This window comes from Pontibacter brevis, from assembly GCF_054779655.1.
This window is the reverse complement of record NZ_BAAGXV010000084.1, coordinates 1-26,679: the sequence shown is the minus strand read 5'-3', so window position 1 is coordinate 26,679 and position 26,679 is coordinate 1. Positions and strand designations below refer to the sequence as shown.

Sequence of the window (26,679 nt, the reverse complement as noted above, 5' to 3'; positions counted from 1 at the left end):
CCGTGCCAAAATAAGAAAGCCGGTTCAGAAAACGGATTTGTATTCGTAAATTGCGGTAGATTTTAAGACGCACGCGGAAGAGAAGAAATGGATCACTTAAGTTTATTAAACGAGTCGCAACGTGCGGCAGTGCTTCACATAGAAGGACCTGCCATGATTATTGCGGGTGCCGGTTCCGGCAAAACAAGAGTACTAACCTACAGGATTGCCCACCTGATAAGCCAGGGGGTAGATCCGTTCAACATACTGGCCCTGACCTTTACAAACAAAGCGGCCAAAGAAATGCGCCATCGTATCGAGAAAGTGATTGGCGCCGAAGCTAAAAATATCTGGATGGGGACCTTCCACTCTGTTTTCTCCCGCATCCTGCGCTCCGAGGCAGAGAAAATCGGTTACCCCAAAAGCTTTACCATCTACGATACCGATGACTCCAGGACACTCATCCGCAACATTGTGAAGGAGATGAACCTGGACGATAAACTATACAAGCCGAATGTGGTGCTGGGTCGTATTTCGTCTGCCAAAAACAAGCTGATATCTGTAAAGCAATACATCAACGACCCGGTGATACAGGCTGATGATGAGGCTGCTATGCGCCCAAAAATCGGAAAAATATATGAGACATACCAGAACCGCTGCTTTAAGGCAGGTGCCATGGACTTCGATGATTTGCTGTTCAACACCAACGTGCTTTTTAAAGATCACCCTGATGCGCTGAACAAGTACCAGAACATCTTTAAGTTCGTGATGGTGGATGAGTACCAGGATACGAACTATTCCCAGTACCTCATTACCCGCAAGCTGGCCGCCCAGAACCGAAACATTGTGGTGGTTGGTGACGATGCCCAGTCCATCTACGCCTTCCGTGGGGCTGATATACAGAACATCCTCAACTTTGAGCGCGACTATCCGGAACTGCAGGTGTTTAAACTGGAGCAGAACTACCGCTCCACGAAGAACATCGTGCACGCTGCCAATTCTGTCATTAAAAACAACCAGGCACAGCTGCGCAAGGATGTTTTCACAGACAATGAGCAGGGTCCGCTGATTGAGGTCATCAAAGCCAACTCCGACAACGAGGAAGGCAAGTTGGTGGCCACTACCATTTTTGAGGAGAAAATGAGCAACCACCTCTCCTACGACGATTTTGCCATTCTGTACCGCACCAATGCCCAGTCGCGTGCCATGGAGGAGGCCCTGCGCCGCATGAACATCAAATACAAGATCATCGGGGGTTTGTCCTTCTACCAGCGCAAAGAAATCAAGGACCTGATTGCCTACCTGCGCCTGACGGTGAACCCTAACGACGAGCAGGCCCTGCGCCGTGTAATCAATTATCCGAAGCGCGGCATCGGCGAGACAACCGAGCAGAAGCTTTTTGTGGTGGCCAATGATACCAACCACGCAGTTTGGGAGGTAGTAATGAACGCGACGGAGTTTTTAGGTAACCGTGTGGGCACGGCTATCGAGAACTTCTCCATCATGATCCGGGATTTTGCCCGCATTGCTGAAAACAGCGATGCTTTTGAGGTAGCCAAGCATGTGGCAAAACACTCCGGTATTGTGGATGATTTGTACCAGGACAAGACTGTAGAGGGCCTGGCGCGCTATGAGAACATCCAGGAGTTACTGAATGGTATAAAAGAGTATGTAGACGACCCGGAGAAAGAAGACAAAAGCCTCTCCGCTTTTCTGCAGGACATTGCCCTGATTACGGACGCTGATACCAAGGCTGACGATGAGGGGGAATTTGTGACCCTGATGACCATTCACTCGGCCAAAGGCCTGGAGTTTAAGAACGTATTTATCGTGGGTATGGAAGAAAACCTCTTCCCGAGCCAGATGATGCTGAACTCCCGCGCCGACCTGGAAGAAGAGCGCAGGCTGTTTTATGTGGCCATTACGCGTGCAGAAAAGCGCCTGTACCTCACCTATGCCACCAGCCGCTACCAGTGGGGCAACCTGCGTGCCTGTGAAAAGAGCCGCTTCTTAGACGAAATCGACCCGAAATACATCAACTTCAAGTACGGGGACAGCGGCGCGAGCAGTGGCGGAAACGTGTTTGACCGCGTACTGCAGCGAAAGAGCAACCTCGTTGCGCCTGCGCCACGAAAGCAGGTAGCCAGCAACTACACGCCCCCAGCCGACTTCAAGGCAAGTGATACTTCCACCCTGGCAGCGGGTATGAAGGTAGAGCATCCGAAGTTCGGATTCGGAACCGTCACAAAGATGGACACGCAGGGTAACAGCACCAAAGCCATCATCAACTTTGATGAAGTGGGTGAGAAAACGCTACTGCTGAGTTTTGCTAAACTAAAGATTCACGCATAGGTCATTTAACAAGGGCCGGCATCATTTCTCTTGGTGCCGGCCCTTGTTCCTGCGCCTGTACACCCTGCTCCGCCTTTATTTTTGACTCCCGGACACTAAGCGTGTCTACCACAATCTCATAGAGCTTATCCATCTCTGCTACGTGGTTGAGGTAGTACTGGTAGGTGGCCTTGAAATCCTCTTGCTGTACACCGTGCTTTTCCAGAATTTCAGCCTGTTGCTTGTTGAACACCATCAGGGCCGTATCCGGGTACGCAATGTGCTGCTCAATCACCGCCTCTACGGTGTGTATGTCAGCCAGAATGCGCACCATCTTGGGCTGTGGTATCATATTAGCAGGCTTATCTCCGTTATCTTGCTGGCACCCCAGCAGAAAGAGGCAAAAAAGGAGGTAGAAAAGTCTTTTCACGGGTGTAAATTACGAGAATATGTGATAATTTTAAAATTACGCAAAAAGGCGGCAGCCCATGAAAGAGCTTGTAAAGAAGCTACGCAAATACGAAATACGCATCCGTAAAGCCATTACCACTCAGATGCAGGGCGACTTTCACTCTGTGTTTAAAGGTACGGGATTGGAGTTTGACGATGTGCGCGCTTATCAGTACGGTGACGATGTGCGTTCTATCGACTGGAACGTGTCTGCTAAGGGCCATGGTACTTTTGTTAAAACTTATCGCGAGGAAAAAGAGCAGTCTGTATTTCTGATGCTGGATGTAAGTGCCTCCCAAACCATAGGCACCGGTACCCAGCAGAAGCTGGATGTGGGCAAAGAAATATGTGGCGTACTGGCATTGTCAGCGGCCAGGCAGCAAAGCCAGATAGGGATGATTTGCTTTTCCGATCAGAAGGAAAAGTACATAAATCCAGCCAAGGGCATTCAGCAGGCTTACAGCATTATAAAAGCGCTGAGCGAGCTGCAGCCCAAATCAGTAAAAACAAATTTACCGGCAGGCATCAAACTGACGCTGGACATTATCAAGCGCCGCAGCATCATCCTGCTGCTATCTGATTTCATCGACAACAACTACGAGAAGGAGCTCTCTATGCTGGCCAGGCGCCACGACCTGATTGTGCTGCACCTGCTGGATGTTCGGGAGCATAACCTGCCGCCCATGGGCATCGTGCCTGTGCTGGACAAGGAAACCGGCCGCACCGTCTGGCTCAATACCTCCGGAGATGAATTTCAGAAGCGCTACCTGTCGCAGTATAAGGAAAATCAGGAGAACCTGATGCGCCTCTGCCAGAAGTACCAGGCGAATTACCTGACCATCCAGACAGACGAGGATTATGTACCGCAACTGGTAAACCTGTTCAGGTTAAGAAATAAGTCTACTAAGAAAAGTGTTTAGATTATTCTTCATCATACTGCTCTGCTTCCTGCAGGCAGGAGCGTGGGGGCAGCAGGTACCAAGGCCCCAGGGTTCCTTTAACCAGGACACAGCCAAGCTGGGCGAGCTGCTGCAATATACCCTGGTGCACAGGCACCCGGCCGCACAGGAGGTCGTGCTGCCGCCGGAGAACTATAACTTTGCTCCTTTTGAGCTGGTGCGTAAAGATTTTTACCCCACTACCACCAAAGCAGGCATCAGCACAGACAGTGCCGTGTACACGCTGCGCAGTTTTGAAATTGAACCGGTACAACAACTGGCCCTCCCGGTTTATGTTCTCGGTGATCAGGATACAACGGAGGTGTTCACAGATGCTGACGCCATTGTGCTGCGGCAACTTGTGACAGAAGTGCAGGAGCCGCTGCAGGTGCAGGCTGATACAACGCTTGTCACTGTGGAGGAGCGCTTCAACTGGCCCGAACTCCTTTTATGGATAGTCGCGGTAGCCACTTTTCTAAGCCTTATCTGGTTTATATTCGGACAGGCGATCCGCCGGAAATACAAGCTTTACCGGCTGCGGAAGGACCACGTGTACTTTGCTTCCCGCTATAACTCGCATGAAGAACGCTTTAAGAAGACGGGGGCGATCCAGAGCCTTGAGAAGGCTGTCTCGCTCTGGAAAAACTACCTCACAAAGCTGGAAAAAAGTGCCATTAACTCCTTTACCACAAAAGAGATAGTGGAGTACTATGAAAACGACGAGGAAGTAAATACAGCCCTGCGTATCTGTGACAAAGCCATATATGGCAACGTGCAAACAGAAACTGAGGGAGAGACAAACCTGGCCCTGGGTATGCTTCGCCGCTTTGCCAAGAGCCGTCATAAAACCCAACGAGAACTAATCAAGAATGCAAAGAGATAACCTATGGGACTGGCTAAGCCTGGAGTGGTTCAGCTTCAGCACCCTGCGCTCCTTTGATTGGGTATACCCGCTGGTGCTTTATGCCTTGCCCCTGGTGCCCCTGCTGTTCCTGTTAAAGTGGCTTTTTACCATCAACACCCGAAACAAGCTGGATTTAGCTATGTTTGAGGGAAAAGTGCGCTGGCAGTGGAGCAGCTTGTTGCGGCATATTCCGAACCTGCTGTTTATGGTCTTCATGATGCTGGTACTCGTAGCCCTGGCAAGGCCACAGAGGACTAATGAGCAGGTAGAGCAAACGGCAGAGGGCATCGACATTGTGCTGGCCATGGATGTGTCGGGTTCTATGGAACTGCAGGACATCAGGCCAAACCGATTGGCGGCGGCAAAGGAAGTAGCCCTTGACTTTATTAGCGGCCGGGTGCAGGACCGCATCGGGCTGGTGGTTTTTGCCGGGGATGCCTACTCCCTCTCCCCTCTCACAACCGACTACCAGCTCCTGCGGGAACACATAAATTCCATCAGTTTTAAAATGATTCCGAACGATGGCACCGCCATCGGCAGTGCCCTGGCGGTGGCCATCAACCGCATGCGGGATTCTGATGCTAAAAGCAGGGTCATTATCCTCATCAGCGACGGGGAGAACACTGCCGGAAGCCTGGATCCTGAACTGGCCGCCCAGCTTGCCTTTGCCTACGGTATAAAACTTTATACCATCGGGATAGGTAAAGATGGGCAGGTACCTTACCAGGAGGAAGAAACGGGCAAGACGCTTTATGTAGAAACGCAGATGGATGAAACTAGCCTGCGCCAGATAGCCCGTATCGGAGAAGGAAGCTTTTTCAGGGCCGATACCAAAGACGCCTTGCAGGAGGTTTTCCGGAGCATCAACAGACTGGAGCGAACGGAAATAACAGAAAAGCGCTTCCGCGATACCCATGACTATTACCAGGTATACCTGAAGTGGGCGCTCCTGCTCCTCCTGTTCTGGATGCTTCTTAAGAATACGTTCATCACCAATGTGCTGGAAGATTGAAGTTACGTAGCACGTATTCTGTATCAGGTAGCACAATAAAACCTTATTCTAAAGACACTTGGCAACATTGCAGCGTCATTAGATACAGAAGTTAGATTGCAAGACGAAAGGGCGAAGACGCTTAGAAAACTTTACTTTTAAAGCTGTCTGCCCAATCAATACAACTAAAAACCACCGGTCGCGATACATGATACGAACATCGCATCGTGATACGTAAAACAAAAACTATGTCAATAGCCGATAACATCCGTTACTTTGATGAGCAGCTGAGGAACACACCCTGCCGCTTGGTGGCTGTCTCTAAAACACATCCTGTTGAGAAGATAAAAGAGGCTTATGATGCAGGGCATCGCCTTTTTGGAGAAAACAAAGTGCAGGAATTAGTCGATAAAAGGGACTTGTTACCACACGACATTGCCTGGCACCTGATCGGCCACCTGCAACGGAACAAAGTAAAGTACATTGCCCAGTTCATCGATACCATTCAATCGGTAGACAGCCTGAAGCTACTGGAGGAAATTAACAAGCGTGCCGAGCAATTTGGGCGCACCCTGCCCATTAACTGCATGCTGCAAATTTCTATTGCCGATGAGGAAACAAAGTTCGGGATGAGCTATGAGGAGGCGGTGGCGCTGCTCCAGTCGCAGGAGTACCAGGAGATGCGGTACATCAGCATAACAGGCGTAATGGGCATTGCCACCAACACAGAAGACGAGCAAAAGCTGCGGCAGGAGTTCAGGTACCTGCGCGAGTGCTTTCAGAACCTGAAAGAGACATTTTTCTTTTCCAGCGACTATTTTAATGAAATATCCATGGGCATGACCTCCGACTGGCAACTGGCCATAGAAGAAGGAAGTACCATGATTCGGGTAGGAAGCGGCATTTTCGGAAGCCGCAACTATAACAGGTAGCACAGCAACAGCAACCTTTGTTTTCACAAACTTAAATCGCACAGGTATCCAATGTCAACTCCCCCGGCTTCCACAAACCTGCCTGCTTTTGATATGCAAGGCCACCGGGGAGCGCGGGGGCTGATGCCGGAAAACACAATACCCGCCATGCTAAAAGCCTTGGCTGTGGGGGTTACGACACTGGAAATGGATGCGCACATCAGTAAGGACAGGCAGGTACTGCTCTCCCATGATCCCTGCATCAATCCGGAGCACGAACTGATGCCTGACGGTAGCGAAATACCTGCTGCAGACGCTGAAAAGTATGTTTTGTACCAGATGCATTACAGCGAAATCAGGCAATTTGATGTAGGCTCCAGGAGGTATAAGCGCTTCCCGCAGCAGGACCTCATGAAGGTGCATAAACCGCTTCTGTCTGAAGTAATTGATGAAGCGCAGTCATTCCTTGCAGCCCATCAGCTTCCCCAGGTGTTTTACAACATCGAAACTAAATCCTGGCCTGGGACTGATGGGAAATATCATCCGGCACCCAAAGAATTTGTGCAGCTTTTGATGGAGGTAATAGAAAAAAAGGGAGTAGTAGATTGGGTGATCATTCAGTCCTTTGATGTACGAACGCTGCAGGTGCTGCATACCCTACACCCACAGGTAAAAACTTCTCTGCTTGTAGAGAATAAAGAAAGCCTGGAGCAAAACTTAGATCCTCTCGGTTTTATACCCACGATTTACAGTCCTGATCATGCTTTAGTTTCTCCCGGTTTAGTAAAATCCACACACAGGCAAGGCATCAGGCTTGTTCCCTGGACGGTGAATAACCTGGACGAAATGCGGCAACTGAAGCAAATGGGTGTAGACGGGCTCATCTCGGACTATCCGAATTTGTTTTGTAAATTATGATTTAAACCACATAATGCAGATATTCAAATCATATTCGCTGCGTAAAAGCATTTAACACCTCTTCCACCAGCTACAGTTCAGCACTGTCCGGCCTGCTTAGCTACCATATTTCCGAAGCGGGCAGCATAAAATTATCTGTTAAATAATTTAAATTAAACAAAAGCCACACACAACTATGACACAACATGCAGCTACCGTAGAAAAAAAGTACAAAGAATTCGTAGAACGCATTGTTGACACAAATGCTGTATGGGGATTGACCAAAGACGAAACCTGGGCAACCTCCAGTTCTCAGGAGTTTGAGGACACAGAGGTTATCCTGTTCTGGTCAGGGAAGGAAGGTGCCGAAGCCTGTGCCGAAGATGAATGGGCAACATACAAGCCGGAAAGCATCTCATTGGTGGAGTTCCTGGAGAACTGGTGCGTGGGCATGTACGGCGATGAATTACTGCTGGGTGCCGATTGGGACACAGACCTCAGCGGCAAAGAAGCAGAACCGCTTGTGGTAGCCCTGGACGTTGTGAACGTTCTAAAAGCGAAAGGCAAAACGCTGGAGTTTACACAATACGAAAGCCAGGAGGAGTTTGAAGAGCAGGTAATAGAGGCGCTGGACGGAGAACAGTAAAACCTTAGTAATTGGTTGAATTAATTTTTCATAAAAAAAGAGGTTCAGACTTTACAACTTGCCCCTTACCTTTGCTATCATACATACTTTCATTGTAATTCATCCATAAACAAGTGACGCAAAAAACAATTCTGCTTATAGCTACTGCATTCGGAGCCTTAACGGTTGCTATCGGTGCTTTTGGGGCGCATGCGCTGGGGCCAATGCTACGGGCAACCAACCGGGTAGACACATTTGAAACTGCCGTAAAGTACCAGATGTATCACACGCTGGCCCTGTTGGCGGTAGGCCTGCTTTTGTTCAGAGTAGAGCAACCGGCACTTCAGGTGGCTGCCTGGTGCTTTTTCCTGGGTATCCTTATTTTTTCAGGCTCCCTTTATACCTTGTGTATCACGGGCGTTACCTGGCTGGGAGCCATAACCCCAATTGGCGGCACAGCCATGATAATAGGCTGGGGAGCCTTGTTTTACGCCATCCTGAAAGCATTGTAATGCTATTTAAACCATAGAACAACAAGAGGCTGCCGCAAACCGGCAGCCTCTCTTTTTTCCCGGCCAGTGTTTGGACTCCTGTTCATTCAGAAATCAGAACTCTCCGTAGTTAACAGGCATCTTTCCTACCCCCATAAAAAAAGCCCTCTAACAGAGGGCTTTTGATGTATTAAATAAACTGAAAGTAAAATTACTGCTTTGCAGCACTTGCAGTTGACTTGTCTTTAATGTTTGTCACGATGTACACATACTTCGCACCTTCTGCTGCGTTAGAGTGCACCGTGATAGCTTTCTTCTGCTGCCCCATTTTACCGGCACTGTTGAATTTAGCTGTTACAAAACCTGTTTTGCCTGGCATTACAGGCTCTTTCGTCCAGTTTGGCGTGGTACAACCGCAGGTTACATCCACACGCTCGATTACAAGCGGCTGTGTACCTGTGTTTGTAAACTTGAAGGTGTGCTCCACTACATCGCCTTGCGTAATGTCGCCAAAATTGTGCTCTGTTTCCTCAAAAGTTAGCGCCGGGCCATTCTTTGCCTGCTCTTGCGGAGCTGTCGCCTTGGCTTTTGGTTGTTCCTGCGCCATAGTGCCACCAGCCACTAAAGCTGCAAAAGCAAAAGAAAGAAGTACTTTTTTCATCTGTGTAAAGAGTTAGGTTTAAAGCAATAGCTATGGTACTTATTTAGCTTTTAAAACGTTACAAAATAAGCATTTATTTTGTCAGTTAACTAATAATTGTTGATTAAAGTTCAGCAGGTACAGCTCCTCCGACGATCGGGTAAGTGCGGTGTACAGCCAGCGGGCAAATTCTTCGTTTATCATATCTTCTTTCAGAAAACCCTGGTCCACAAACACCGCTTTCCATTGGCCACCCTGTGCCTTATGGCAGGTAAGGGCATAAGCAAACTTTACCTGGAGCGCGTTCAGGTAAGGGTTCTTCTTCAGTTCCTTACTGCGTTCTTTTTTTGTCCTGATGTCCGCATAATCCAGCAGCACCTCCTCGTACAGCTTTTTGTTTTGGTCGGCAGGCAGGGCGGGTGCATCCGTATACAGGGTGTCAAGCATAATCTTTACTTCCTCCTCCTGGGCGTCCGGGTAGTCCACGAACCGGACACGCACATCGGCAAAGCGGAAGCCGTACATCTCTTCGAAGCGTATAATTTTGGTCACCTCCACAAAGTCACCGTTAGCCATAAAGCCGATATCAGAGTCTTTCGGAAGCCAGAAATAGTTGTTGCGCACAATCATCAGGTAATCCCCCACCCCCAGCTCGTCTTCGGCAAAAAAGATACGCCGCCGCACGTGCTGGTTATACAGGTTCGCTGATTTGTTGGAGCGGCAGATGATGATGGTGTTTTCTATTCCGAACTTATCGTAGGCATAGCGCAGGCCATCCTCCAGCTTCTCCCCCGTCATCCGGAAGATATCGCGCCAGCCCTTGGTGAACAGCTTAATCTCGAGGTGCTCCTGCTTCATCTGGTCCCGCAGCTGCGTGGCGTTCATCAGGATACCTGAAGCTTCTGCCTGTCGCATGACGTTGCGTAGTTCTACCTGCTGTACATTACACCAGAAGTTCTGCTTCAGGTACTCGGCATCCAGCGAAGGGCTGAGCGCCTGCCCTACCGGTGGCAGCTGAGCCGTATCGCCAATGAGCAGCAGCTTGTTGTTCTTTTTATCAAACACAAAGTTAAGCAGGTCCTCCAGCAAGCCATTGTCCCCAAACCCGCCTTCATCCGAGATCATCGACGACTCATCTACAATGTAGATGGTATTGTCGGACTTGTTGGGCTGCCGTGTAAAGGAGAGGCCCTCGGAAAAAGGATTGGCTGTCTGGCGGTAAATCTTCTTATGGATGGTGTGTGCTAGTTTGCCACTGTAACTGGCCATTACCTTTGCCGCACGGCCGGTTGGTGCCAGCAGCACATATTTGTAGCCAAACGTATTCAGGATTTTCACCAGCGAGCTGACCACCGTAGTTTTACCGGTTCCCGCATATCCTTTCAGCAAAAAGACCTGCCGCTCCTCCTGTTTGGAAAGAATGAACTCATCCAGCTTGGTGAAAAGTTTGGCCTGGTCTTCTGTAGGTTCAAACGGGAAATTATTTCGTAAGGCTTCTAAGGGGCGCATGCTTCTTCAAAAATAATAAAACAGCAGAAGGGACAGGATTTCAGGCATCAGGCGTATGAGTTAAAACCATACTTGGTGCTCATAAAACGAAATCAAAAATGCTTTAAAGTAGAGGAGGGAATTTCTCTTTTTCTTTGCTACTCCCAACCCAACCGCACACCCTGTCTATCTGCTCTGGAATAGTATAAAGGTACGACAGCGGAAATTTTTGCACAAAAAAAAGCCTTACGCTTTGAGTAAGGCTTTCTGTTTTTTTTGAAATGTTGTATAGTCTAAGAACTAAGCTCTTCTAACGTTAACAGCATTTAGTCCTTTTCTTCCTTCCTGAAGTTCATACGTTACTTCGTCATTTTCTCTGATCTCGTCAACAAGACCGCTAACATGTACGAAATATTCTTGTCCTGTGCTTTCATCCTTAATGAATCCAAAACCTTTTGTCTCATTAAAGAACTTTACTACTCCTTTGTTCATGATTAATTTTTATTTTCCTCAAAACTACATATTAATGCAATGCCAATCACTATAATTTTCAAAATTCTTTATTTTATTGACTTTTTAAATGAAAAACATTGCTCTAATCTATGATTTTCAGGTAAAGGCCCCCAAAATAAATTCTTTTTTAGTCTCTACGCGGTATATCGCCTGGGGTTATGGTTGCCATAGTAGTACTTGCTTTTGCGATGAGTAAAGGAGCATTATTTTCTTTCACCACATAAATTTCGGCCTCACAAAAATTAAGCTTTCGCCCAGGCTTTAGCACATAGCCCTTCGCCAGAAGCTTCTCCCCTACACCCGGATGAAAATAAGAGACCTTCAACTCTGCTGTAACAACGTTATGGTCCTTAGGCACCAGGCTAACAGCAGCAAAACCGGCCACAATATCGGCCAGGCTAGCAATAAGGCCCCCGTGTGCAAAACCTTTGTGCTGCCGGTGCTTCTCCTCCAGGATTAATTCGCCTTCTATTCTGCCAGCTTCTATCTTTGTAACCTGGAAGCCCATGAGTTTCATAAACTCCTGCCGTTTCAGTTTTTCCCGAATGTCCTGTTCAAAGTCAGGATTGAATGTCTTTATCATGGTGTAAAAGTACTGCCAATACCTATCGCTCACAAAATATGCCTGAACTGAACCCAAAAACCGCTCCCTACGCCGAAAAGCTCCGCGTGCGCGTGTGCGGCATCTGTATACACAACAACAAGCTCTTGCTGGTGCGCCATGGCAGCACCGTAGGAAACGAAAATTTCTGGGCGCCACCGGGTGGTGGTCTGCAATACGGCGAAACGATGCAGGCGGGCCTGGTGCGCGAAATACAGGAAGAAACCGGGCTGGAAGTGCAGGTAGAGCGTTTCCTGTTTGTGAATGAGTTTCTGCAGCCGCCCCTGCACGCTGTAGAGTTTTTCTTTGAAGTGAATGTGAAGGGCGGTAGCCTGGTGACAGGCGCTGATCCGGAGGCAACGGCCGAAGAACAGCTGATTGAGCAGGTGCAGTGGCTTGCGTTAAAGGAACTACAGGCTATCCCATTCAAGGACAAGCACCGGGTGCTGCAGCTACTGCTCTCCTTTGACGACCTGCTGGGCCTAAACCATTATTTTATCCCGTAACGGCTGCCTTGCTGCTGTTTGCCATAATTTTTTTATACTTGCAGAAGTGCACCGAAGCGCAAAGCAGCTTTTTTCCTATAGCAATATATTTTGAACACCATCAACACCCATTACCGGCTTTCCCATAAGATAGAGGACGAGGCATTTGCGCTCTCACAGGCTTATTACTGCAACTTATATCTGTCGCTTAGCCAGAAGGCTATCCGGTTGGCTGTGGTTGATACCGTACGCAACAAGTTTGTGGTGCTGGAGGATTATGAACTCATCACCATCTTCACCCCGCTGCAGGTGGCTGAACAGCTGCGACTGATTGCCACAGAAAACACCCTGCTGCAGGAACAACAATGGAACACTATCCGTGTCTCTTTCAGCAACCTGCATTTCACGCTTGTACCGGAAACACTCTACGACCCTGCTCATAAGGAAGACTACCTGCGCCTGCACACAGAACTGAACCCGCTACAGGATGTGGTGTTATCCTACCGCCACAGCGGACTGGAAGCTTTAAACATTTTTTCAGTAGATGCTGAATCTTTCGGGGCCCTGCAGGAGCTCTTTCCCAGACGGCCCTTGCAGCTTGTGCACCAAACCAGTGCCCTCATCCGCAGTGTGCTGCACCACACCGACCGTACGGCGGCCCGGAGCATGAATATTTTTGTGGAGCGTAACTATGTAACAATACTGGTAGTAAACGCAAGTGGATTAGAGTTTTGTAATGTGTTTCAGTACCATAGCCCCGAGGACTTCATCTACTACATCATTTTTGTGATGCAGGAACAGAAGCTGAACCCGGAGCAGGAAACGCTGATTACCTGGGGCGACATTACTCATGACTCCTCCCTGTTTAATATTTTGCAGAAGTACGTCCGACATATAAAACTTGGCAAAAAGCCAGCTGACGTAGAGTACAGCTACAAATTCCATGACATGTTCGAGCACCGGTACTTCGAGCTCTACAGCCTGCACCTTTGTGAGTAAATTCAATTTTGAATTTTGAATGACTGAATAATTGAATTAATTACTGCCTTAACTCAACCGTATAGTATCAAGCCATTCGAAGTTTCGTTTCTAATATTCAGTTATTCAAAATTCAGTCATTCAAAATTAAATTATGAAAAGAATTGCCTTGTTTCCCGGTTCCTTCGACCCTTTTACCAACGGACACTATGATGTGGTGATGCGGGGGGCAAAGCTTTTTGATGAGGTGATTGTGGCCATAGGAAATAATAGCAGCAAGCAGCGCTATATTCCGGTAGAGAAGATGTACGAGGTGATGACACGGCTCTTTGCAGAACAGCCGAATATAAAGGTGCAGACGTTTAAGGGACTGACAGCAGAGTTTGCCCGGGAAGTCGGGGCGCAGTTTCTGCTGCGGGGTTTGCGTAACACCACTGATTTTGAATATGAGAACACCATCGCTCAGGCAAACCGACAGGTAAACAATGACCTGGAGAGTGTTTTTTTAATTACCTCACCGCTGCTTGCCGCCATCAGCTCCTCCATTATCAGGGAGATACACCGCTTTGGTGGCAACGTGGATCAATTTATACCTTTCCAGTTTTCAGAGATTGCAGATAGTGCCGGACAATAAAGGCAATGGATGTATAGGCCTTTGGTAACACTTCTTCCACTTCTTCGGGGCTCATCCAGCGCACTTCTTCAATAAACTCCTCTGCCTGCGGCTTCATCAGGCTATCATCGGTGCAGCTCATCACGTACCAGCTGGTTTTCTTGAGGATCTTTTTACCCTTAAAGGCGTAAGAGTGCCAGGTTTTAGGCAGCTTATCCACCACTTCTACCTGTATGTTACACTCCTCTTCTACCTCCCGCAGGGCACCTTCCTGTACATTTTCTTTCTTGTTCAGTTTCCCTTTCGGCAGATCCCACACGCCCAGGCGGTAAATCATCAGAATCTTGCCCTCCTTCAGCACCAGGCCACCGGCAGCCTTTACTATTTTAAACTGATCTTTCAGGTGCGCAATCAGCTTTTTCTTTTTGTCCGTCACCAGGGTCAGCGAACGCAGCTTTTTCAGCTTTTTCACCTCCATTAACCGCACAATGCGGTCAATCAGCATGGCATCAGCATCTTTTATCAGCACATCCCCAACCAAATCTTTGGAAGTGAAATGGTCAGAGGCTTTCAGGATCAGGTCGTACTCATGCTTGTACACCTTCTCTGTTGCCTTTTTTAATATCAGGGGAATATCGTTAATGAAAACATTCATGCTTTTAGGTGCTTCTGATGAAGAATTCTAAATTTACACAAATCAATAAATAAATCACCTTAAACAAAATTTGCAGGCTTAAAAAGGAAGAATAATTATGTAATTTCGGCCATGGATTCTACGAACACAGCACATCAGGTAGCCTCTTTCCTGCTGGAAACCGAGGCGGTAAAACTAAGACCAGAGCAACCTTTCAAATGGAGCAGCGGCTGGAACTCGCCCATTTACTGCGATAACCGTGTAACCCTCTCCTTCCCTTATATCCGCAGCTACATAAAGCAGCAACTGGCCGAGCTCATTAAGCAGCATTACCCCGAAGCAGAAGCCATTGCCGGAGTAGCCACGGCTGGCATTGCACAGGGTGCACTCGTAGCGGACCTGCTGGAGATGCCTTTTCTGTATGTAAGGCCGGAGCCGAAGAAGCATGGCATGGGAAACCAGATAGAGGGCAGGCTGCTGGAAGGCCAGAAAGTGGTGCTGGTAGAGGACCTTATCTCCACAGGGGGCAGTTCTCTTAAAGCCGCCGAAGCAGTGAAAGCTGCCGGTGCCGAAGTAATTGGCATGGCTGCCATTTTCACTTACGGTTTCTCCGTGGCAGATGATAATTTCCGGAAAGCCGGCATCCCGCTGCATTGCCTCAGCAACTACAATGCCCTTACTGAAGCCGCCGTGGCCAACGGTTACATACAGGCCTCTGCCATGGAGGCCCTGGCACAGTGGCGGCAGTCTCCGGAAAGCTGGAGCAAGTAAGCATCGAAAGCCCAGGTTTAGCGCTTCTATAAATAAAAATCTTCTCTGTCATTACGACCAGGGAGAAATCTGTCCTGAATGCTTACAGATTTCTCCCTCTGGTCGAAATGACCGTTTTTTCTGCTGCCTCCGCGACAAACTTATAACCCCTCCCCCTTTTCTGCAGTAAACCTGAGACGACTGCAAAAACAACTGACATGAAAATAGGCCTGCTTTCCGACACCCACTCCTACCTCGACGACCAGATACTGCGGCTGCTCGCTGACCGTGATGAAATCTGGCATGCCGGCGACTTCGGCACGGCAGAGGTATCGCAGCGGCTGCGCGAGCTGGCGCCGCTGCGGGGCGTGTACGGCAACATTGACGGGCAGGACGTCCGGAAGCTGCATCCTAAGGTGGAACGCTTTGAGGTGAATGGGCTGGACGTGCTGATGACGCACATCGGGGGCTACCCCGGCAAGTACCACCCGGATGTGCGGAGCATCATCAAAGAGAATCCGCCACAGCTGTTCATTACCGGGCATTCCCATATTCTGAAGGTAATGACGGACAAAAGCCTGAACAACCTGCTACACATTAACCCAGGTGCAGCAGGAAGGCATGGGTTCCACAAAATCCGGACGATGGTACGCTTCGCTGTGGAGGGCGGCCAGGTGCGGGACCTGCAGGTAGTTGAGCTTGGCAAAAGGGCATAAAAAAAGTGTGCCTGCCGTGGCAAACACACTATGAAATCTTTTTAGTAAGCCGCCGCCATTTGCTGGAATAGCAGCGGCAGGCAGATGGGCTTACGTACCCCTAAAAAGAACTACTCAGCAGAAGTTTCTTCTTCAGTCTGTGCAGCAGGCGCCTCAGTAGTCTCCTCTTGCTTGTTCTTTGGAGCTTCACCGAACTGAGCTCTCAACTCGTCCATGTCAACGTTCTTGATAACAGGCGTAGCCAGCAGTTGCTTAATTCTTGCTACTCTGTTGTTTGCTCTTGCCTTATTCTTACGGTCTTTTCTTTTTAATCTAGTAACTCCCATCGTTGCAATAATTTAATTTGAACGGCAAAAGTAAGTTATTAATTTTACAAAGTAAAGTATTTCCAGAACCAAATCACCATGCAAATAACAGATTTACGCTCCGACACCGTCACAAAACCCACTCCTGCCATGCTTCAGGCCATGTTCAGCGCAGAGGTTGGCGACGATGTGTACGGCGAAGACACTACTATAAATGCCTTAGAGGCTAAAACAGCCGCCATGTTCGGGATGGAGGCAGGCCTCTTCTGCCCATCCGGCACCATGACCAACCAGATTGCTATTAAAGTGCATACACAGCCGCTCACAGAGGTAATCTGCGACGTAACGGCACACATCTATCAATACGAAGGCGGTGGTATTTCTTTTAACTCCGGCGCCTCAGTTGCCCTGGTGCACGGTACCCGGGGCAAAATGACACCTCAGCAGGTAGAAGCCCACATCCGGCCGCTGGACAACGTGCACTTTCCGGAGACAAAGCTGGTAGCCCTGGAGAACACCTGCAACAAAGGCGGCGGCACCTATTATACGCTGGAGGAAATTGCGGCTATCTCGGAAGTTTGCAGGCGCCACAACCTGGCCCTGCACCTGGATGGAGCCCGTGTATTCAATGCGCTGGCTGCCTCAGGAGAGAGCCCACAGGACTATGCAAAGTATTTCGACAGCATCTCTATATGCCTTTCAAAAGGGCTGGGTGCACCCGTTGGCTCTGTGCTGCTAGGTAGCGCAGATTTCATCAAAAAGGCACGAAGGGTAAGAAAGGCGCTGGGTGGCGGTATACGCCAGGGAGGATATCTTGCTGCTGCCTGTATTTACGCCCTCGACAACCACATAGATCGCCTTCAGGAAGATCACCAGAAGGCAAAAGCGATGGAGGAAACCCTGCTACAGGCAGATTACGTGGAAAGCGTGCTGCCGGTAGAAACGAATATTGTCATCTTTAAACTGAACGACAAGTACAGTGATAAGGCTTTTGTGGAGGCTTTAGCCAAAGAAAATATCCGTGCCTCGAGCTTTGGCCCTCAAATGATACGGTTTGTGACACACCTTGATGTAACAGATGAAATGCTGCAGCACACACTACAGGTTTTAAAGGAACTGAGCCAGGCCCCGGTTGCCACAGCTTAATTCTACAGACCCTTCTTTTACTAAGGATAGCGCGGAAAACATTCTGCGCTATTTTTTTCCCATAACCTGCTGGCTGTAAAACAAGCTGTACCTGCTGCAACAAAAGCAGATGTTCATGGTCCGAGCACGAAGAAGAGTCAGGCAACTATCTGATCTACTTTCTTTTACTCTTTCGGCACAAATCAAACGAAGCTTCTCCCCTTTTTCTATGAAGCACTCTCAAAGTGAGTAGCAGGCCCTGTTTGCGGGCACTGCTGCACACTTTTTATTTTCACCTACAAAAACCCACAGAAGGGAGCGGATTTTCATCTAAAGGCACCTGAACCAGCCTGTTTGTTGGCAGACTCTGAAAATTTTAGCTACTTGGGCTTAAATATAAAAAGACTATGTTTCCTGATTCCCCTTCTCCTGAAGTATTAGCTGTGCTGGATAAAGACCCTGTGATGGCGGCAATTATCAGGCAGGGCCAGCCACTCCGGTCGTCCAGGTCTGAGGATTTGTACTATAAGCTACTCAGTTCCATTGTGTCACAGCAGCTGAGCACAAAGGTGGCGGCAGTAATCTTCAAACGGTTTACAGCCTTGTTTCCGGGCGATTACCCGCACCCACAGCTGGTGCTGGAGGCACCGGATGAGGTGTTGCGCAGCGCTGGCCTTTCGTTTCAGAAGATAGGCTATGTGCGGAATGTGGCTGCTTTTGCAGCAGCGGGCAACATGACACACGCCACCATAGATGACATGGAAAGCGAGGACCTGATAAAACACCTGACGCAGATAAAGGGCGTAGGGCGATGGACGGTGGAAATGCTGCTGATGTTTGCCCTGGAGCGGCCTGATGTGTTTCCGGTTGATGATTTAGGTATTCAGAATGCCATGAAGCGGCATTACGGGCTGGAAGAGACAGGAAAAGCGCTAAAGCTACGGATGCAGGAAATAGCAGATAACTGGCGCCCTTACCGCACTATTGCCAGCAAATACCTGTGGCAATCGCTGGACAACATGCCGAAGTAAAGAATGAGGTCATCAAGTACCTACACGTATTGAACCAGCTCCTGAAAAATAACTTTACAGTTACACAGCACGTGCAGAATTTTTTTCAAATTTGCTCTCCTCATTATAGCCCCATGGAAAACACACTATGAAGACAACATTCACTTACATCCTTTCCAGCTTGCTTTTCTTTTCGCTCGCATCCTGCGAGAGAGACAACGATATTTTACCAGTAGAAGAAGTTGTGCCGCTTCGGGTTGGGAATGAGTGGGTGTATGAGGTAAAGGATTATGACACCAACGGGAACCTGATAACCACCAGCTCGCTTAAAAACAGGGTACAGAAAGACACTATCATCCAAAACAGCACCTGGTATATTTTAAGCGACGGGCAGATTGTGCGGAACAGCCACGAAGGCTATGTGTATTACAACAAAACAGCCAGAGAGGCCGTCACCATTTACCAGCGCCACAACTATGGGGGCATAGGCTATATGTATAAATACCATGACTACGACCTCCTGGTCATGACCACGCGCAGTCTGCAGCAGGACACCGTTACAGCTGCTTCTGAAAAATACGCCAGCTATGTTTTCAGAATCGAGAACCAGTACAAATCACAGTTCGATGGTGCTACGCACACTATCAAACAGGAGGATTATGTTGCCCCCGGCATTGGCCTGGTGCGGGCAGACAAACATTACGTAAACTCCGAGAAGGTGATGCAACGCTACGAGCTGGTGCGCTACACTGTAAAGTAAAAAAACTATCTCACCTTTCCCCGCTTCACAAGGTAGGCATAAAGTACTTTATCGAAAGGCTCACTGATATCAACCGGCACAAAATCTATTCTGTACTGGCCGCATTTCAGCTCCAGCTCACGCTTATAGCTTTCTACGGCGGTGCGGTAGTGCTCCCGCACCTGCGAGGGCTGCAGCTTTAGCTCCTGCCCCGACTCCACGTCCACAAACACATAAGGGCGCTCGGCAAAGTCAAACTCTTCCTCCGTCTTGCGATCCATCACATGGAAGATAAGCACTTCGTGGTTCTGGTGCTTCAGGTGCTGGAGGGCAGCAAAGGTAGCCTCCAGGTCATCCTGCCGGCTAAGCATGTCGCTGAAGATGACCACGAGGGAGCGCTTCGGTATCTGCTGCGCAATCTGGTGCACGACCTCTGCCACATTTGTATCCTTCGCGGTTGGTTTTTCATCCAGCTGCTTCTGCAGCAGCAGCAGCAGGGTGTGCAGGTGCGAGCCGGTTGAGCGCACAAGAGTCTGTAACTCAACCCTGTCTGAGAAAGTAACGAGCCCCACCGCATCCCGCTGCTTGCGGAGCAGCGTAGCAAGGGCAGCGGCACAGAGGGCTGAAAAAGTAAGCTTGCCGTTGTTCTCGGTGGGGTAGTACATAGACGGCGAAACATCCAGCAGCATGTGGCAGCGCAGGTTTGTTTCTTCCTCGTAGCGCTTCACAAACAGCTTATCAGTGCGGGCAAAAACCTTCCAGTCAATGTGGCGGGTACTGTCACCGTCATTGTAAAGCCGGTGCTCTGAAAACTCTACTGAAAAACCATGGTACGGCGACTGGTGAAGCCCCGTTATAAAACCCTCTACCAGCTGTTTAGCCAGAAACTCCATGTTTTCAAATTTCTGAACATCGGCAAGGGTGAGAGGCTTTTTCATGACAGTCAATTTTTGAGGGTGGCTTCTGCTTCTGAAACGGCAAGTGGCTTCTCTTGTTGCTCTGTCACCTCCTTTTTCAGTTCATCAAGCCGCACCACAGCGCTTCCCTCCCGTACCAAATCAATTTCCATGGCTGCAGCCTTGGATACATCAATGATGTTGTGGCGGCTGCGTGCCATGCGGTCGTTCACCCGCACCACCACTGACTTCCCGTTTTTCAGGTTGGTTACCAGCACTTTCGTATTGAAGGGCAGCGTGGCATGCGCAGCGGTAAACTTTTTCTTATCGTAGCGCTCCCCACTGGCTGTACGGTGGCCATGCAAACGGTCGGCATAATAAGAGGCTGTGCCCTCTGCCGTGTAGCCTGCTGTGCTGTTATAAAGCGTAAGGATAAAGAGGAATACTATCGAACATAAATTCATAGTAAACATTTTGGTCCAACTGCAAATATAACGGGAAAAATTTATCTTAAATTTTAAATTCGAAAACTTTTATATATCGTAAATTAATTTTACTTTTAGATTCACAAAGTTGAATTTAACGTTTAAAACGGTGGAAGAGAACAACGACAAAGCAGAAATTTATTCCCAAAGGGTGAGAGCCGGGAAAAGAACGTATTTCTTTGATGTGAAATCAACTCGTTCGAATGACTACTACGTGACCATCACGGAGAGCAAAAGAAAGTTTAACGAGGAGAGTTTCTCATACGAGAAGCACAAGATTTTCCTGTACAAAGAGGACTTTGCAAAATTTATGGAGGCACTCCAGGGAACGATTGACCACGTTAAATCCGAGCTACTGACAGAAGAAGCCCTGGCTTCTTTAGAGGCAACTCCTGTTGCAGAAGCAGAGGCAGAAGCAGAACCTTCTTTCGGAAACGAATTAAAGTGGGAGTAAACTGAGCCATTATTTTAATGAAAATAAACGCAGCCCATGGCACCGCCATGGGCTTTTTGATTTGAAAAAGTCTCTATAGGCAGTGCCTCAGGCTGCAACTGAAACCTTTCAGCACCATTTTGCTGCTGTTCTTGAGAACCCAGGCTGATGTATAAGAACCCTGCCACACCTGAATTCACTCTTAAAAGCATCTAAAGGCGGCAAGAATCCTCCTTCTACCCTGCTGCCTCTGAAATACTGGCCTTTTTTTGTATATTTGCGGCCTGATTTAAAAAGATATTTACAATGGGACTCAGATGCGGAATTGTCGGACTGCCAAATGTGGGCAAGTCTACCTTATTCAACGCTATTTCTAATGCCAAGGCAGAATCTGCCAATTACCCTTTCTGTACAATAGAGCCGAACGTGGGTGTGATTACGGTGCCCGACGAGCGCCTGCAGGTGCTGGAAGAACTGGTGCACCCGGAGCGCGTGCTGCCAACGGTTATTGAGTTTGTGGACATTGCCGGCCTGGTGAAGGGAGCCTCCAAGGGCGAAGGCCTCGGTAACAAGTTCCTGGCTAACATCCGCGAGGTAGACGCCATCATTCACGTGGTGCGCTGCTTCGAAGACCCGAACATTGTGCACGTGGCCGGAAAGGTAGACCCTGTCTCTGACAAGGAAATCATCGATACAGAGCTGCAGCTGAAAGACTTGGATTCAGTTGAGAAAAAACTGCTGAAAGTAGTTCGCTCTGCCAAGTCCGGTGATGCTAAGGCTAAGAAAGAGCACGCCAGCTTAGAGAAGTACAAAGCGCACCTGGAGGCCGGCCTGAACGCCCGCAGCCTTGATGTGACCGAGGATGATTTGGAAGCCGTAGCAGACCTGAACCTGCTCACAGCCAAGCCGGTGATATACGCTGCCAACGTGGACGAAAACTCTATGAACGACGGCAACGAGTTTTCAAAGACATTGGAAGAGCACGTAAAAGGCGAGAATGCCCAGGTAGTTCTGATCTCGGCTTCTATCGAAGCGCAGATTGCTGAACTGACTGACCCGGAAGAGAAAGAAATGTTCCTGGCAGAATATGGTCTGAAAGAGTCTGGCCTGAACAAGCTGATTAGAGCGTCCTACCAGTTACTGAACCTGATCACTTACTTCACTGCCGGTCCAAAAGAAGTGCGCGCCTGGACGATTGGCCGGGGCTGGAAAGCACCTGCCGCAGCCGGTGTGATTCATTCTGACTTCGAGAAAGGCTTTATCCGGGCCGAGGTAATCAAGCTAAAGGATTACCAGGAGTATAAAACGGAGGCGAAAATCAAAGAAGCCGGTAAAATGGCGGTAGAGGGCAAAGACTATGTGGTGCAGGACGGCGACATCATGCACTTCCGCTTTAACGTGTAAGCCAAAACGCTCTGATGAGCAGAACTATATAAAACAGGAAAGGCGGGTGTTACCCGCCTTTCCTGTTTTATATAGTGTGTAGCCGCTATTTTTGCTTTGCATTATACTTCCTCAGATACTCCCGGCTTTTCTTGCCTGATAGCTTTAAGTCTTTCTCCTTCCAGCCCCCTTCTGCGTTTGCGGTAGGTAAAAGCACCGAGCAGGTTTCATCTTTATCGGAAACAGACCAGGTAATCCAGCTCACTTTGTTTTTCTCAGACCAGTCTATCCACCGCTGCCACTCCTCCAAGTTCAAAGGCCCATCGCCGGTTGCTTCCATACCTGCCGATTCTGATATAAAAATGGGCAAGCCTTTGCGAAGGGCATAGTCGCCGCGGTCGCGGAGAGACTGCTTATGTGTGGCAGCATAATAATGTAACGTGTACATCAGGTTATCATAGCCTGTTATAGGCGCATCGGCCGCCAAATGAATGTCCTGGTCCCAGTGTGGTGAGCCTACCAGGATGATATTGTCCGGGTCATGTGCCCGTATGGCATCTATCACCTCCGTAGAATATGCCTTCACCTCCTCCCACGACTCCTCGTCCGGCTCATTGAAAATCTCATAAATCACGTGCGGGTGTTTGCCATAGGTCTGCGCCATTTGAGTAAAAAAGGCCTTGGCCTCTTCCAGGTTAATATTATGGCTGTGCCAGTCGATGATCACATACATGTCTTCTTTGATAGCGGCATCCACCACAGCCTTGATTTTTTCTTTTGACCACTCCGGTTTTTCAAGGTAGCCGTTGCGGGGTTCTATGCCCATGGCAGCACGCACCACGGTGCTGTTCCAATCTTCCTGCAGCCATTTCACAGAACCGGCATTATAAAAAAGCGGCCAGAAGTTGTGCCAGCCATAGCTCATGCCACGCAGCATAATAGCCTCTCCATTTTTATCTTTCAGTTGTGTGCCGTCAACTGTTAGCTGCCCGTGCTTTTTTACGGATTGGGCGCTGGCCGCGAAAGTGCAACCTGCCAGGGCAAGGGCTGCTAGTGTTGTTCTTAGGTTCATTCTTCGGGGTTAGATCAATAGTTTGGTGAACGGATTAGTGCAACCGAAGCCCAAAGCGAAGCAAGGGGTTATGGCTGCACTAGGTTACGGAGTAGTAATTCTTCTTTTAAAGCTCAATAGAGATTTTCACTTTCCCGCCCAATCCTTTTTCAACAATATCGAATAAAGTTTTAAGCGTTAGGTTGCTTCCGTCGTTTTCAACTCTGGAAATGTAAGTTCTTTTTTTGTCAATGATTTCTCCCAACTCCTGCTGAGTAAGATGTCGTGCTTCGCGGGCCTTTTTCAACTCAAGCCCAATTTTAAACGACTCAAACTCCCTGTCAAGGTTATCACGTCTCTCTGTGCCTTTCACTCCGTACACTCTGTTCTTGATGTCTGCCCAAGAACTAACTTCTCTTTGTTTATCTTTTTCCTTCATAATATTCAGCCATTAATTGTAGTGCCTTGTCGATTTCTTTCTTTGGTGTCTTTTGTGTTTTCTTCTGAAAACCGTTAAGCAGGATGACTAGCTTGCCTTCGTCGAAAAAACAGAACACCCGCCAAATGTTGGAAGCAAGTTGTACGCGTGCTTCATATAGTCCATCTGTGCCTGTCAGGTGCTTCAGGTAATTCTGAGGCACTCGCTCAAGTGTTTCTATCGCTTCCAGAATCTTAAATATTTTGTCCTGCACCTTAACAGGTTGCTTCTTCAAGAAATCTTCAAAGTAATTTTTGTAAGCGATGATTTCTCTGACTTTATCCATCTGTTGTATTTTCAACAGTAAATGTAACTTAAAAGTTACTATAAATTATAAAATATTCTCCTCTTATATTTCCTATTTCCTTCAACGTCCTGGGCTTTGCGGTGGCGTAGCTACCTGATAGGTGTTATATGCTGATGATTTTATTTAGTCTTCCCTGTACGCCTGACCATGCCCTATCTGGATTCAGGATGATGTGGTACAATGCTTTCGGTAAAACACCTGCTACTTCGATAGCTATTGCCATAAGCGGCAGTAGCATGTACATCCAAATCGGATACTTGAATTTGGTGTTTACATTTTGCCATACCTCATTCTAGATTACTTCCATTTTGCTCCTGTAGTGCCATAGTATCAAAAAGTCTAACAGGATATAAAATGACAGGCGCCATGCAAAGGCATTAGCCATAGCTGTCGGCATAAATGTAAGGTCAATCAGCAGAACTGTAGTAACTATTGGAAGGAAGAGAAACGCTCCAAGCAAGGCTGTTCTGTTGATGATGAGCAGACCACCACAAATCACCTGTGAGACACCTATAAATGCCTTGAAGGGTTGATGGTCGAACATGTACCAAGAGACACGAAACAAGCTTAAATCCTTCAACGGTGTGGCCAGTTCTACGTCACTTATACCAAATTGTCCATCCACCATTTTGCTGTAGCCGTACCTCAGGAAAGTCCACCCGATGAGAAACCTTGCCGCAAGTATAAAGTAGTCCCAGTAGTTCTCTTTAGGAATCTTCTTTAGAAATTTCATCATAATTACTTGCTAACGGATAAGGCTTTGCGGTGGCGCAGCTACCGTAAAGGTGGGGTTAGGTAATGTCATTTTGTTCTTTTGATAATACCTGTTGATGATTGGTACTACAATCTGTATCCCTCACCTGAAGAGATATTAAATCTTCCCTTTTTCTACCACTTCAATATAGCCATCCTTACTTATCCTGAATTTGGCATAGTTAATTATGTAGTCTGCCCAGTCATCCTGTTTCTCTGGTGTTCTCTTTCCCTTTGTCTTTAGAATTTCCAACCCCTGTCTATCAATTTTAACATCTCCAGAATATGGCTCGTCTTTATAATAAAAAGTATGAGCTTTGGTGAGCCTTGTATAACCTAATCTCCTTTTCTGGAAGTCATGCATTGCCACCCTTGCCAAGCTCAGTATCCTATTACCCTTTGTGTTTAGCAACAATATAACAAACTTATTGTCACAGTACGACATCACGTCATACTCAACGAGAACAACTGTGGTGGTGAAGTTTGTGCTGTAAGGAATTTTGCCACACAGTGTTATCTTTACCCTATCGTAGTGTTGACCTGCACTAAAGTCCGTTGCAGGCTCATAAGGGTCGCAGAAAGCATCAAAGATGCCCTTATTACCAACATTAGTAAGCAGGCTGTCTTCATCAATGAATTCCTTTTCACTCAAATTAGCCATTGCTCCTGATATCATGTTGTGTTCATACACCCCCAATCCTTCCACCGCTTGCTCCAATCCTTTTGGCATCTTCACATAATTTTTCTTGAAGTTGTTGAACTGGAATCCACCATTTTCCTCTGGTGCAGCTAAAGGAGCAAACCAAGAGCTAAACTGAAAGAGTAGCGATAATAACAATATCTGATGCATAGCTTCAGTTCTTCACAGGTTAACAAAGGATGATAGCGGTTCAGTAGAAGGGAAATTCATATTTTTATATGCGCTAAAAGGCTAGGCAATGAAGGGCTTTAGTGCTTTTTAGGTGAGGTTAGGGTAAATGATTTTCCTTCTTTTACAGTACCCTTAAAGCTACCCTTTGCATATATTGTAGAATTACGGTAGCTACCTACATAGTTTATCTCTCCAAAAACTGTATCCCCTACCTCATATGACTCTTGGTTTAAGAATAGATAAAGGTTCAGTTCCTGTGGCACATACCACCAATGAACAAAACTCTCTGACTCTGTATAAGGCAGAGGTCTTAAATTATTTGGTGTGTAAATGACATTGTCATCATCAACAACGTAAGGAGAAACTGTAAACTGATTATTTATAACTCTGACTCTCACGCCCTCTTCTCTGAATTTCATTCTGTCAAAGAATTTCAATTGCAGCGTGTCCCGAAACAGAAAAGTTTCAAAATTATTTCTCGTCTGAACACTTCTCAATTCAGTGTATTTTTTTTTCTGGTAAGGAACCTGTAGAAATGATTTTTACGCTTGTAAGAGAGCTATCTTTCTTTGGTTCATGTACTATGACAGTATCATTTTCTAAAGAAATGTAGTTAGGAAATAAAGCCATGTTGCTAAATCTCCTTTTCACTTTGAAGGCAGTATACTTTTCATATCTTCTTTCTGGTAAATCATCTGGGAGCCCATCTCCGCCATGGGAAAATATAGGGTATTCCTCGTTATCCAAGGACGCTATAGCCTTTTCAGATACCTTCTGCTCACAGCCCACCATCAAAAAAGCCAAGACTAGAAGCTATCTCAAAAATACCTAAGCATTATCTTCATGCACGCGAGCAGCAGGAATGCCAGGTAATTATCAGCCTTCTTTTCCTGTCTGACCAAGGTTCT

General features: G+C 47.7%; 34 protein-coding genes. 18 read left to right on the top strand and 16 right to left on the bottom strand.

Translation table 11 applies throughout. The features are described from left to right. Window positions 1–87: 87 nt before the first annotated feature. Window positions 88–2,331: an ATP-dependent helicase gene (locus ACYVB1_RS17915; protein ID WP_460925172.1), complete on the top strand. Its 2,244-nt coding sequence runs from the start codon at window positions 88–90 to the stop codon at window positions 2,329–2,331. 1 nt (window position 2,332) lies between these two features. Here ACYVB1_RS17915 and ACYVB1_RS17910 read toward each other — a convergent pair whose 3' ends face one another. Then, window positions 2,333–2,662 carry a DUF4296 domain-containing protein gene (locus ACYVB1_RS17910; protein WP_460925171.1) on the bottom strand — a complete coding sequence of 110 codons (330 nt, stop codon included), beginning with the start codon at window positions 2,660–2,662 and terminating at the stop codon, window positions 2,333–2,335. Window positions 2,663–2,798: 136 nt separating this feature from the next. On the opposite strand from ACYVB1_RS17910, the gene ACYVB1_RS17905 reads away from it, so the two are divergent. From ACYVB1_RS17905 to ACYVB1_RS17875, 7 genes are all read left to right on the top strand, one after another. Further along, window positions 2,799–3,680, top strand: coding sequence for a DUF58 domain-containing protein (locus ACYVB1_RS17905; protein ID WP_460925170.1), 882 nt, complete (start codon window positions 2,799–2,801; stop codon window positions 3,678–3,680). Next, the gene (locus ACYVB1_RS17900) at window positions 3,673–4,581 is read left to right on the top strand and encodes a hypothetical protein (protein ID WP_460925169.1); all 909 of its coding nucleotides are present in this window, start codon (window positions 3,673–3,675) and stop codon (window positions 4,579–4,581) included. Before ACYVB1_RS17905 ends, ACYVB1_RS17900 begins: the two co-directional genes overlap by 8 nt. After that, window positions 4,568–5,614, top strand: a complete 1,047-nt coding sequence (locus ACYVB1_RS17895; protein WP_460925168.1) for a vWA domain-containing protein — start codon at window positions 4,568–4,570, stop codon at window positions 5,612–5,614. The genes ACYVB1_RS17900 and ACYVB1_RS17895 overlap by 14 nt, the downstream gene beginning before the upstream one ends. A 227-nt stretch (window positions 5,615–5,841) precedes the next feature. After that, window positions 5,842–6,525: a YggS family pyridoxal phosphate-dependent enzyme gene (locus tag ACYVB1_RS17890; protein WP_460925167.1), complete on the top strand. Its 684-nt coding sequence runs from the start codon at window positions 5,842–5,844 to the stop codon at window positions 6,523–6,525. Between the two features lie 51 nt (window positions 6,526–6,576). Then, the gene (locus ACYVB1_RS17885; RefSeq protein ID WP_460925166.1) at window positions 6,577–7,422 is read left to right on the top strand and encodes a glycerophosphodiester phosphodiesterase family protein; all 846 of its coding nucleotides are present in this window, start codon (window positions 6,577–6,579) and stop codon (window positions 7,420–7,422) included. Between the two features lie 175 nt (window positions 7,423–7,597). Next, the gene (locus tag ACYVB1_RS17880) at window positions 7,598–8,047 is read left to right on the top strand and encodes a DUF2750 domain-containing protein (RefSeq protein ID WP_460925165.1); all 450 of its coding nucleotides are present in this window, start codon (window positions 7,598–7,600) and stop codon (window positions 8,045–8,047) included. Window positions 8,048–8,160: 113 nt separating this feature from the next. Then, window positions 8,161–8,538 carry a DUF423 domain-containing protein gene (locus tag ACYVB1_RS17875; protein WP_460925164.1) on the top strand — a complete coding sequence of 126 codons (378 nt, stop codon included), beginning with the start codon at window positions 8,161–8,163 and terminating at the stop codon, window positions 8,536–8,538. 190 nt (window positions 8,539–8,728) lie between these two features. Here ACYVB1_RS17875 and ACYVB1_RS17870 read toward each other — a convergent pair whose 3' ends face one another. The 4 genes from ACYVB1_RS17870 to ACYVB1_RS17855 all read right to left on the bottom strand — a co-directional run bounded on the left by ACYVB1_RS17870 (window position 8,729) and on the right by ACYVB1_RS17855 (window position 11,741). After that, entirely contained in the window at window positions 8,729–9,178 is a 450-nt protein-coding gene (locus tag ACYVB1_RS17870) for a DUF1573 domain-containing protein (RefSeq protein ID WP_460925163.1), read from the bottom strand. A gap of 81 nt (window positions 9,179–9,259) precedes the next feature. After that, the gene (locus ACYVB1_RS17865) at window positions 9,260–10,666 is read right to left on the bottom strand and encodes an ATP-dependent DNA helicase (RefSeq protein ID WP_460925162.1); all 1,407 of its coding nucleotides are present in this window, start codon (window positions 10,664–10,666) and stop codon (window positions 9,260–9,262) included. 279 nt (window positions 10,667–10,945) lie between these two features. Then, window positions 10,946–11,137, bottom strand: coding sequence for a cold-shock protein (locus ACYVB1_RS17860; RefSeq protein ID WP_460925161.1), 192 nt, complete (start codon window positions 11,135–11,137; stop codon window positions 10,946–10,948). 148 nt (window positions 11,138–11,285) lie between these two features. Continuing rightward, window positions 11,286–11,741 (bottom strand): PaaI family thioesterase, encoded by a 456-nt coding sequence (locus ACYVB1_RS17855; protein ID WP_460925160.1) that lies wholly within the window; start codon window positions 11,739–11,741, stop codon window positions 11,286–11,288. Between the two features lie 38 nt (window positions 11,742–11,779). On the opposite strand from ACYVB1_RS17855, the gene ACYVB1_RS17850 reads away from it, so the two are divergent. From ACYVB1_RS17850 to coaD, 3 genes are all read left to right on the top strand, one after another. Then, a complete protein-coding gene (locus ACYVB1_RS17850) occupies window positions 11,780–12,265 on the top strand; it encodes an NUDIX domain-containing protein (RefSeq protein ID WP_460925159.1) in 486 nt (161 codons plus the stop codon). 90 nt (window positions 12,266–12,355) lie between these two features. Then, window positions 12,356–13,243, top strand: a complete 888-nt coding sequence (locus ACYVB1_RS17845) for a DUF3822 family protein (RefSeq protein ID WP_460925158.1) — start codon at window positions 12,356–12,358, stop codon at window positions 13,241–13,243. Between the two features lie 133 nt (window positions 13,244–13,376). Then, window positions 13,377–13,856, top strand: a complete 480-nt coding sequence (gene coaD / locus ACYVB1_RS17840; protein ID WP_460925157.1) for a pantetheine-phosphate adenylyltransferase — start codon at window positions 13,377–13,379, stop codon at window positions 13,854–13,856. Here the strand turns inward: coaD and ACYVB1_RS17835 are convergent. Then, the gene (locus tag ACYVB1_RS17835) at window positions 13,810–14,490 is read right to left on the bottom strand and encodes an NUDIX hydrolase (protein ID WP_460925156.1); all 681 of its coding nucleotides are present in this window, start codon (window positions 14,488–14,490) and stop codon (window positions 13,810–13,812) included. The two genes, coaD and ACYVB1_RS17835, sit on opposite strands and share 47 nt — an antisense overlap. A 111-nt stretch (window positions 14,491–14,601) precedes the next feature. On the opposite strand from ACYVB1_RS17835, the gene pyrE reads away from it, so the two are divergent. Both pyrE and ACYVB1_RS17825 read left to right on the top strand, forming a co-directional pair. Next, window positions 14,602–15,240: an orotate phosphoribosyltransferase gene (gene pyrE / locus ACYVB1_RS17830; protein WP_460925155.1), complete on the top strand. Its 639-nt coding sequence runs from the start codon at window positions 14,602–14,604 to the stop codon at window positions 15,238–15,240. 197 nt (window positions 15,241–15,437) lie between these two features. Continuing rightward, complete coding sequence (locus ACYVB1_RS17825; protein ID WP_460925154.1) at window positions 15,438–15,935, top strand: metallophosphoesterase family protein; 498 nt, start codon at window positions 15,438–15,440, stop codon at window positions 15,933–15,935. A gap of 110 nt (window positions 15,936–16,045) precedes the next feature. On the opposite strand, the gene ACYVB1_RS17820 is transcribed toward ACYVB1_RS17825, so the two are convergent. After that, window positions 16,046–16,261: a hypothetical protein gene (locus ACYVB1_RS17820; RefSeq protein WP_460925153.1), complete on the bottom strand. Its 216-nt coding sequence runs from the start codon at window positions 16,259–16,261 to the stop codon at window positions 16,046–16,048. Window positions 16,262–16,339: 78 nt separating this feature from the next. Here ACYVB1_RS17820 and ACYVB1_RS17815 point away from each other — a divergent pair, with 78 nt between their 5' ends. The 3 genes from ACYVB1_RS17815 (at window position 16,340) to ACYVB1_RS17805 (ending at window position 19,135) form a co-directional block, all read left to right on the top strand. Continuing rightward, a complete protein-coding gene (locus ACYVB1_RS17815; protein WP_460925152.1) occupies window positions 16,340–17,386 on the top strand; it encodes a threonine aldolase family protein in 1,047 nt (348 codons plus the stop codon). A 386-nt stretch (window positions 17,387–17,772) separates the two neighbouring features. Further along, window positions 17,773–18,396 (top strand): DNA-3-methyladenine glycosylase family protein, encoded by a 624-nt coding sequence (locus tag ACYVB1_RS17810; RefSeq protein WP_460925151.1) that lies wholly within the window; start codon window positions 17,773–17,775, stop codon window positions 18,394–18,396. A 127-nt stretch (window positions 18,397–18,523) separates the two neighbouring features. After that, window positions 18,524–19,135, top strand: a complete 612-nt coding sequence (locus tag ACYVB1_RS17805; protein ID WP_460925150.1) for a hypothetical protein — start codon at window positions 18,524–18,526, stop codon at window positions 19,133–19,135. Between the two features lie 5 nt (window positions 19,136–19,140). Here the strand turns inward: ACYVB1_RS17805 and ACYVB1_RS17800 are convergent, their stop codons facing one another. Both ACYVB1_RS17800 and ACYVB1_RS17795 read right to left on the bottom strand, forming a co-directional pair. After that, window positions 19,141–20,052, bottom strand: coding sequence for a DUF58 domain-containing protein (locus ACYVB1_RS17800; protein ID WP_460925149.1), 912 nt, complete (start codon window positions 20,050–20,052; stop codon window positions 19,141–19,143). A 5-nt stretch (window positions 20,053–20,057) separates the two neighbouring features. Continuing rightward, window positions 20,058–20,474, bottom strand: coding sequence for a septal ring lytic transglycosylase RlpA family protein (locus ACYVB1_RS17795; RefSeq protein WP_460925148.1), 417 nt, complete (start codon window positions 20,472–20,474; stop codon window positions 20,058–20,060). A 130-nt stretch (window positions 20,475–20,604) separates the two neighbouring features. Here ACYVB1_RS17795 and ACYVB1_RS17790 point away from each other — a divergent pair, with 130 nt between their 5' ends. Together ACYVB1_RS17790 and ychF are read left to right on the top strand one after the other, a co-directional pair. Then, window positions 20,605–20,949: a DUF3276 family protein gene (locus ACYVB1_RS17790; RefSeq protein ID WP_460925222.1), complete on the top strand. Its 345-nt coding sequence runs from the start codon at window positions 20,605–20,607 to the stop codon at window positions 20,947–20,949. A 285-nt stretch (window positions 20,950–21,234) separates the two neighbouring features. Then, on the top strand, window positions 21,235–22,332 hold the full coding sequence (gene ychF, locus ACYVB1_RS17785; RefSeq protein ID WP_460925147.1) for a redox-regulated ATPase YchF: 1,098 nt from the start codon (window positions 21,235–21,237) through the stop codon (window positions 22,330–22,332). An 85-nt stretch (window positions 22,333–22,417) separates the two neighbouring features. Here ychF and ACYVB1_RS17780 read toward each other — a convergent pair whose 3' ends face one another. The 7 genes from ACYVB1_RS17780 to ACYVB1_RS17750 form a co-directional block, all read right to left on the bottom strand. Beyond that, window positions 22,418–23,383, bottom strand: a complete 966-nt coding sequence (locus tag ACYVB1_RS17780; RefSeq protein WP_460925146.1) for a glycoside hydrolase family 5 protein — start codon at window positions 23,381–23,383, stop codon at window positions 22,418–22,420. A 106-nt stretch (window positions 23,384–23,489) separates the two neighbouring features. After that, window positions 23,490–23,801, bottom strand: a complete 312-nt coding sequence (locus tag ACYVB1_RS17775) for a helix-turn-helix domain-containing protein (protein ID WP_460925145.1) — start codon at window positions 23,799–23,801, stop codon at window positions 23,490–23,492. Then, window positions 23,785–24,126 (bottom strand): type II toxin-antitoxin system RelE/ParE family toxin, encoded by a 342-nt coding sequence (locus ACYVB1_RS17770; RefSeq protein ID WP_460925144.1) that lies wholly within the window; start codon window positions 24,124–24,126, stop codon window positions 23,785–23,787. Before ACYVB1_RS17770 ends, ACYVB1_RS17775 begins: the two co-directional genes overlap by 17 nt. A 313-nt stretch (window positions 24,127–24,439) precedes the next feature. Further along, entirely contained in the window at window positions 24,440–24,883 is a 444-nt protein-coding gene (locus tag ACYVB1_RS17765) for a hypothetical protein (RefSeq protein ID WP_460925143.1), read from the bottom strand. Between the two features lie 135 nt (window positions 24,884–25,018). Beyond that, complete coding sequence (locus ACYVB1_RS17760; protein WP_460925142.1) at window positions 25,019–25,750, bottom strand: hypothetical protein; 732 nt, start codon at window positions 25,748–25,750, stop codon at window positions 25,019–25,021. A 98-nt stretch (window positions 25,751–25,848) separates the two neighbouring features. Further along, complete coding sequence (locus tag ACYVB1_RS17755; protein ID WP_460925141.1) at window positions 25,849–26,190, bottom strand: hypothetical protein; 342 nt, start codon at window positions 26,188–26,190, stop codon at window positions 25,849–25,851. 79 nt (window positions 26,191–26,269) lie between these two features. Further along, window positions 26,270–26,518 (bottom strand): hypothetical protein, encoded by a 249-nt coding sequence (locus ACYVB1_RS17750; protein ID WP_460925139.1) that lies wholly within the window; start codon window positions 26,516–26,518, stop codon window positions 26,270–26,272. Window positions 26,519–26,679 lie beyond the last annotated feature (161 nt).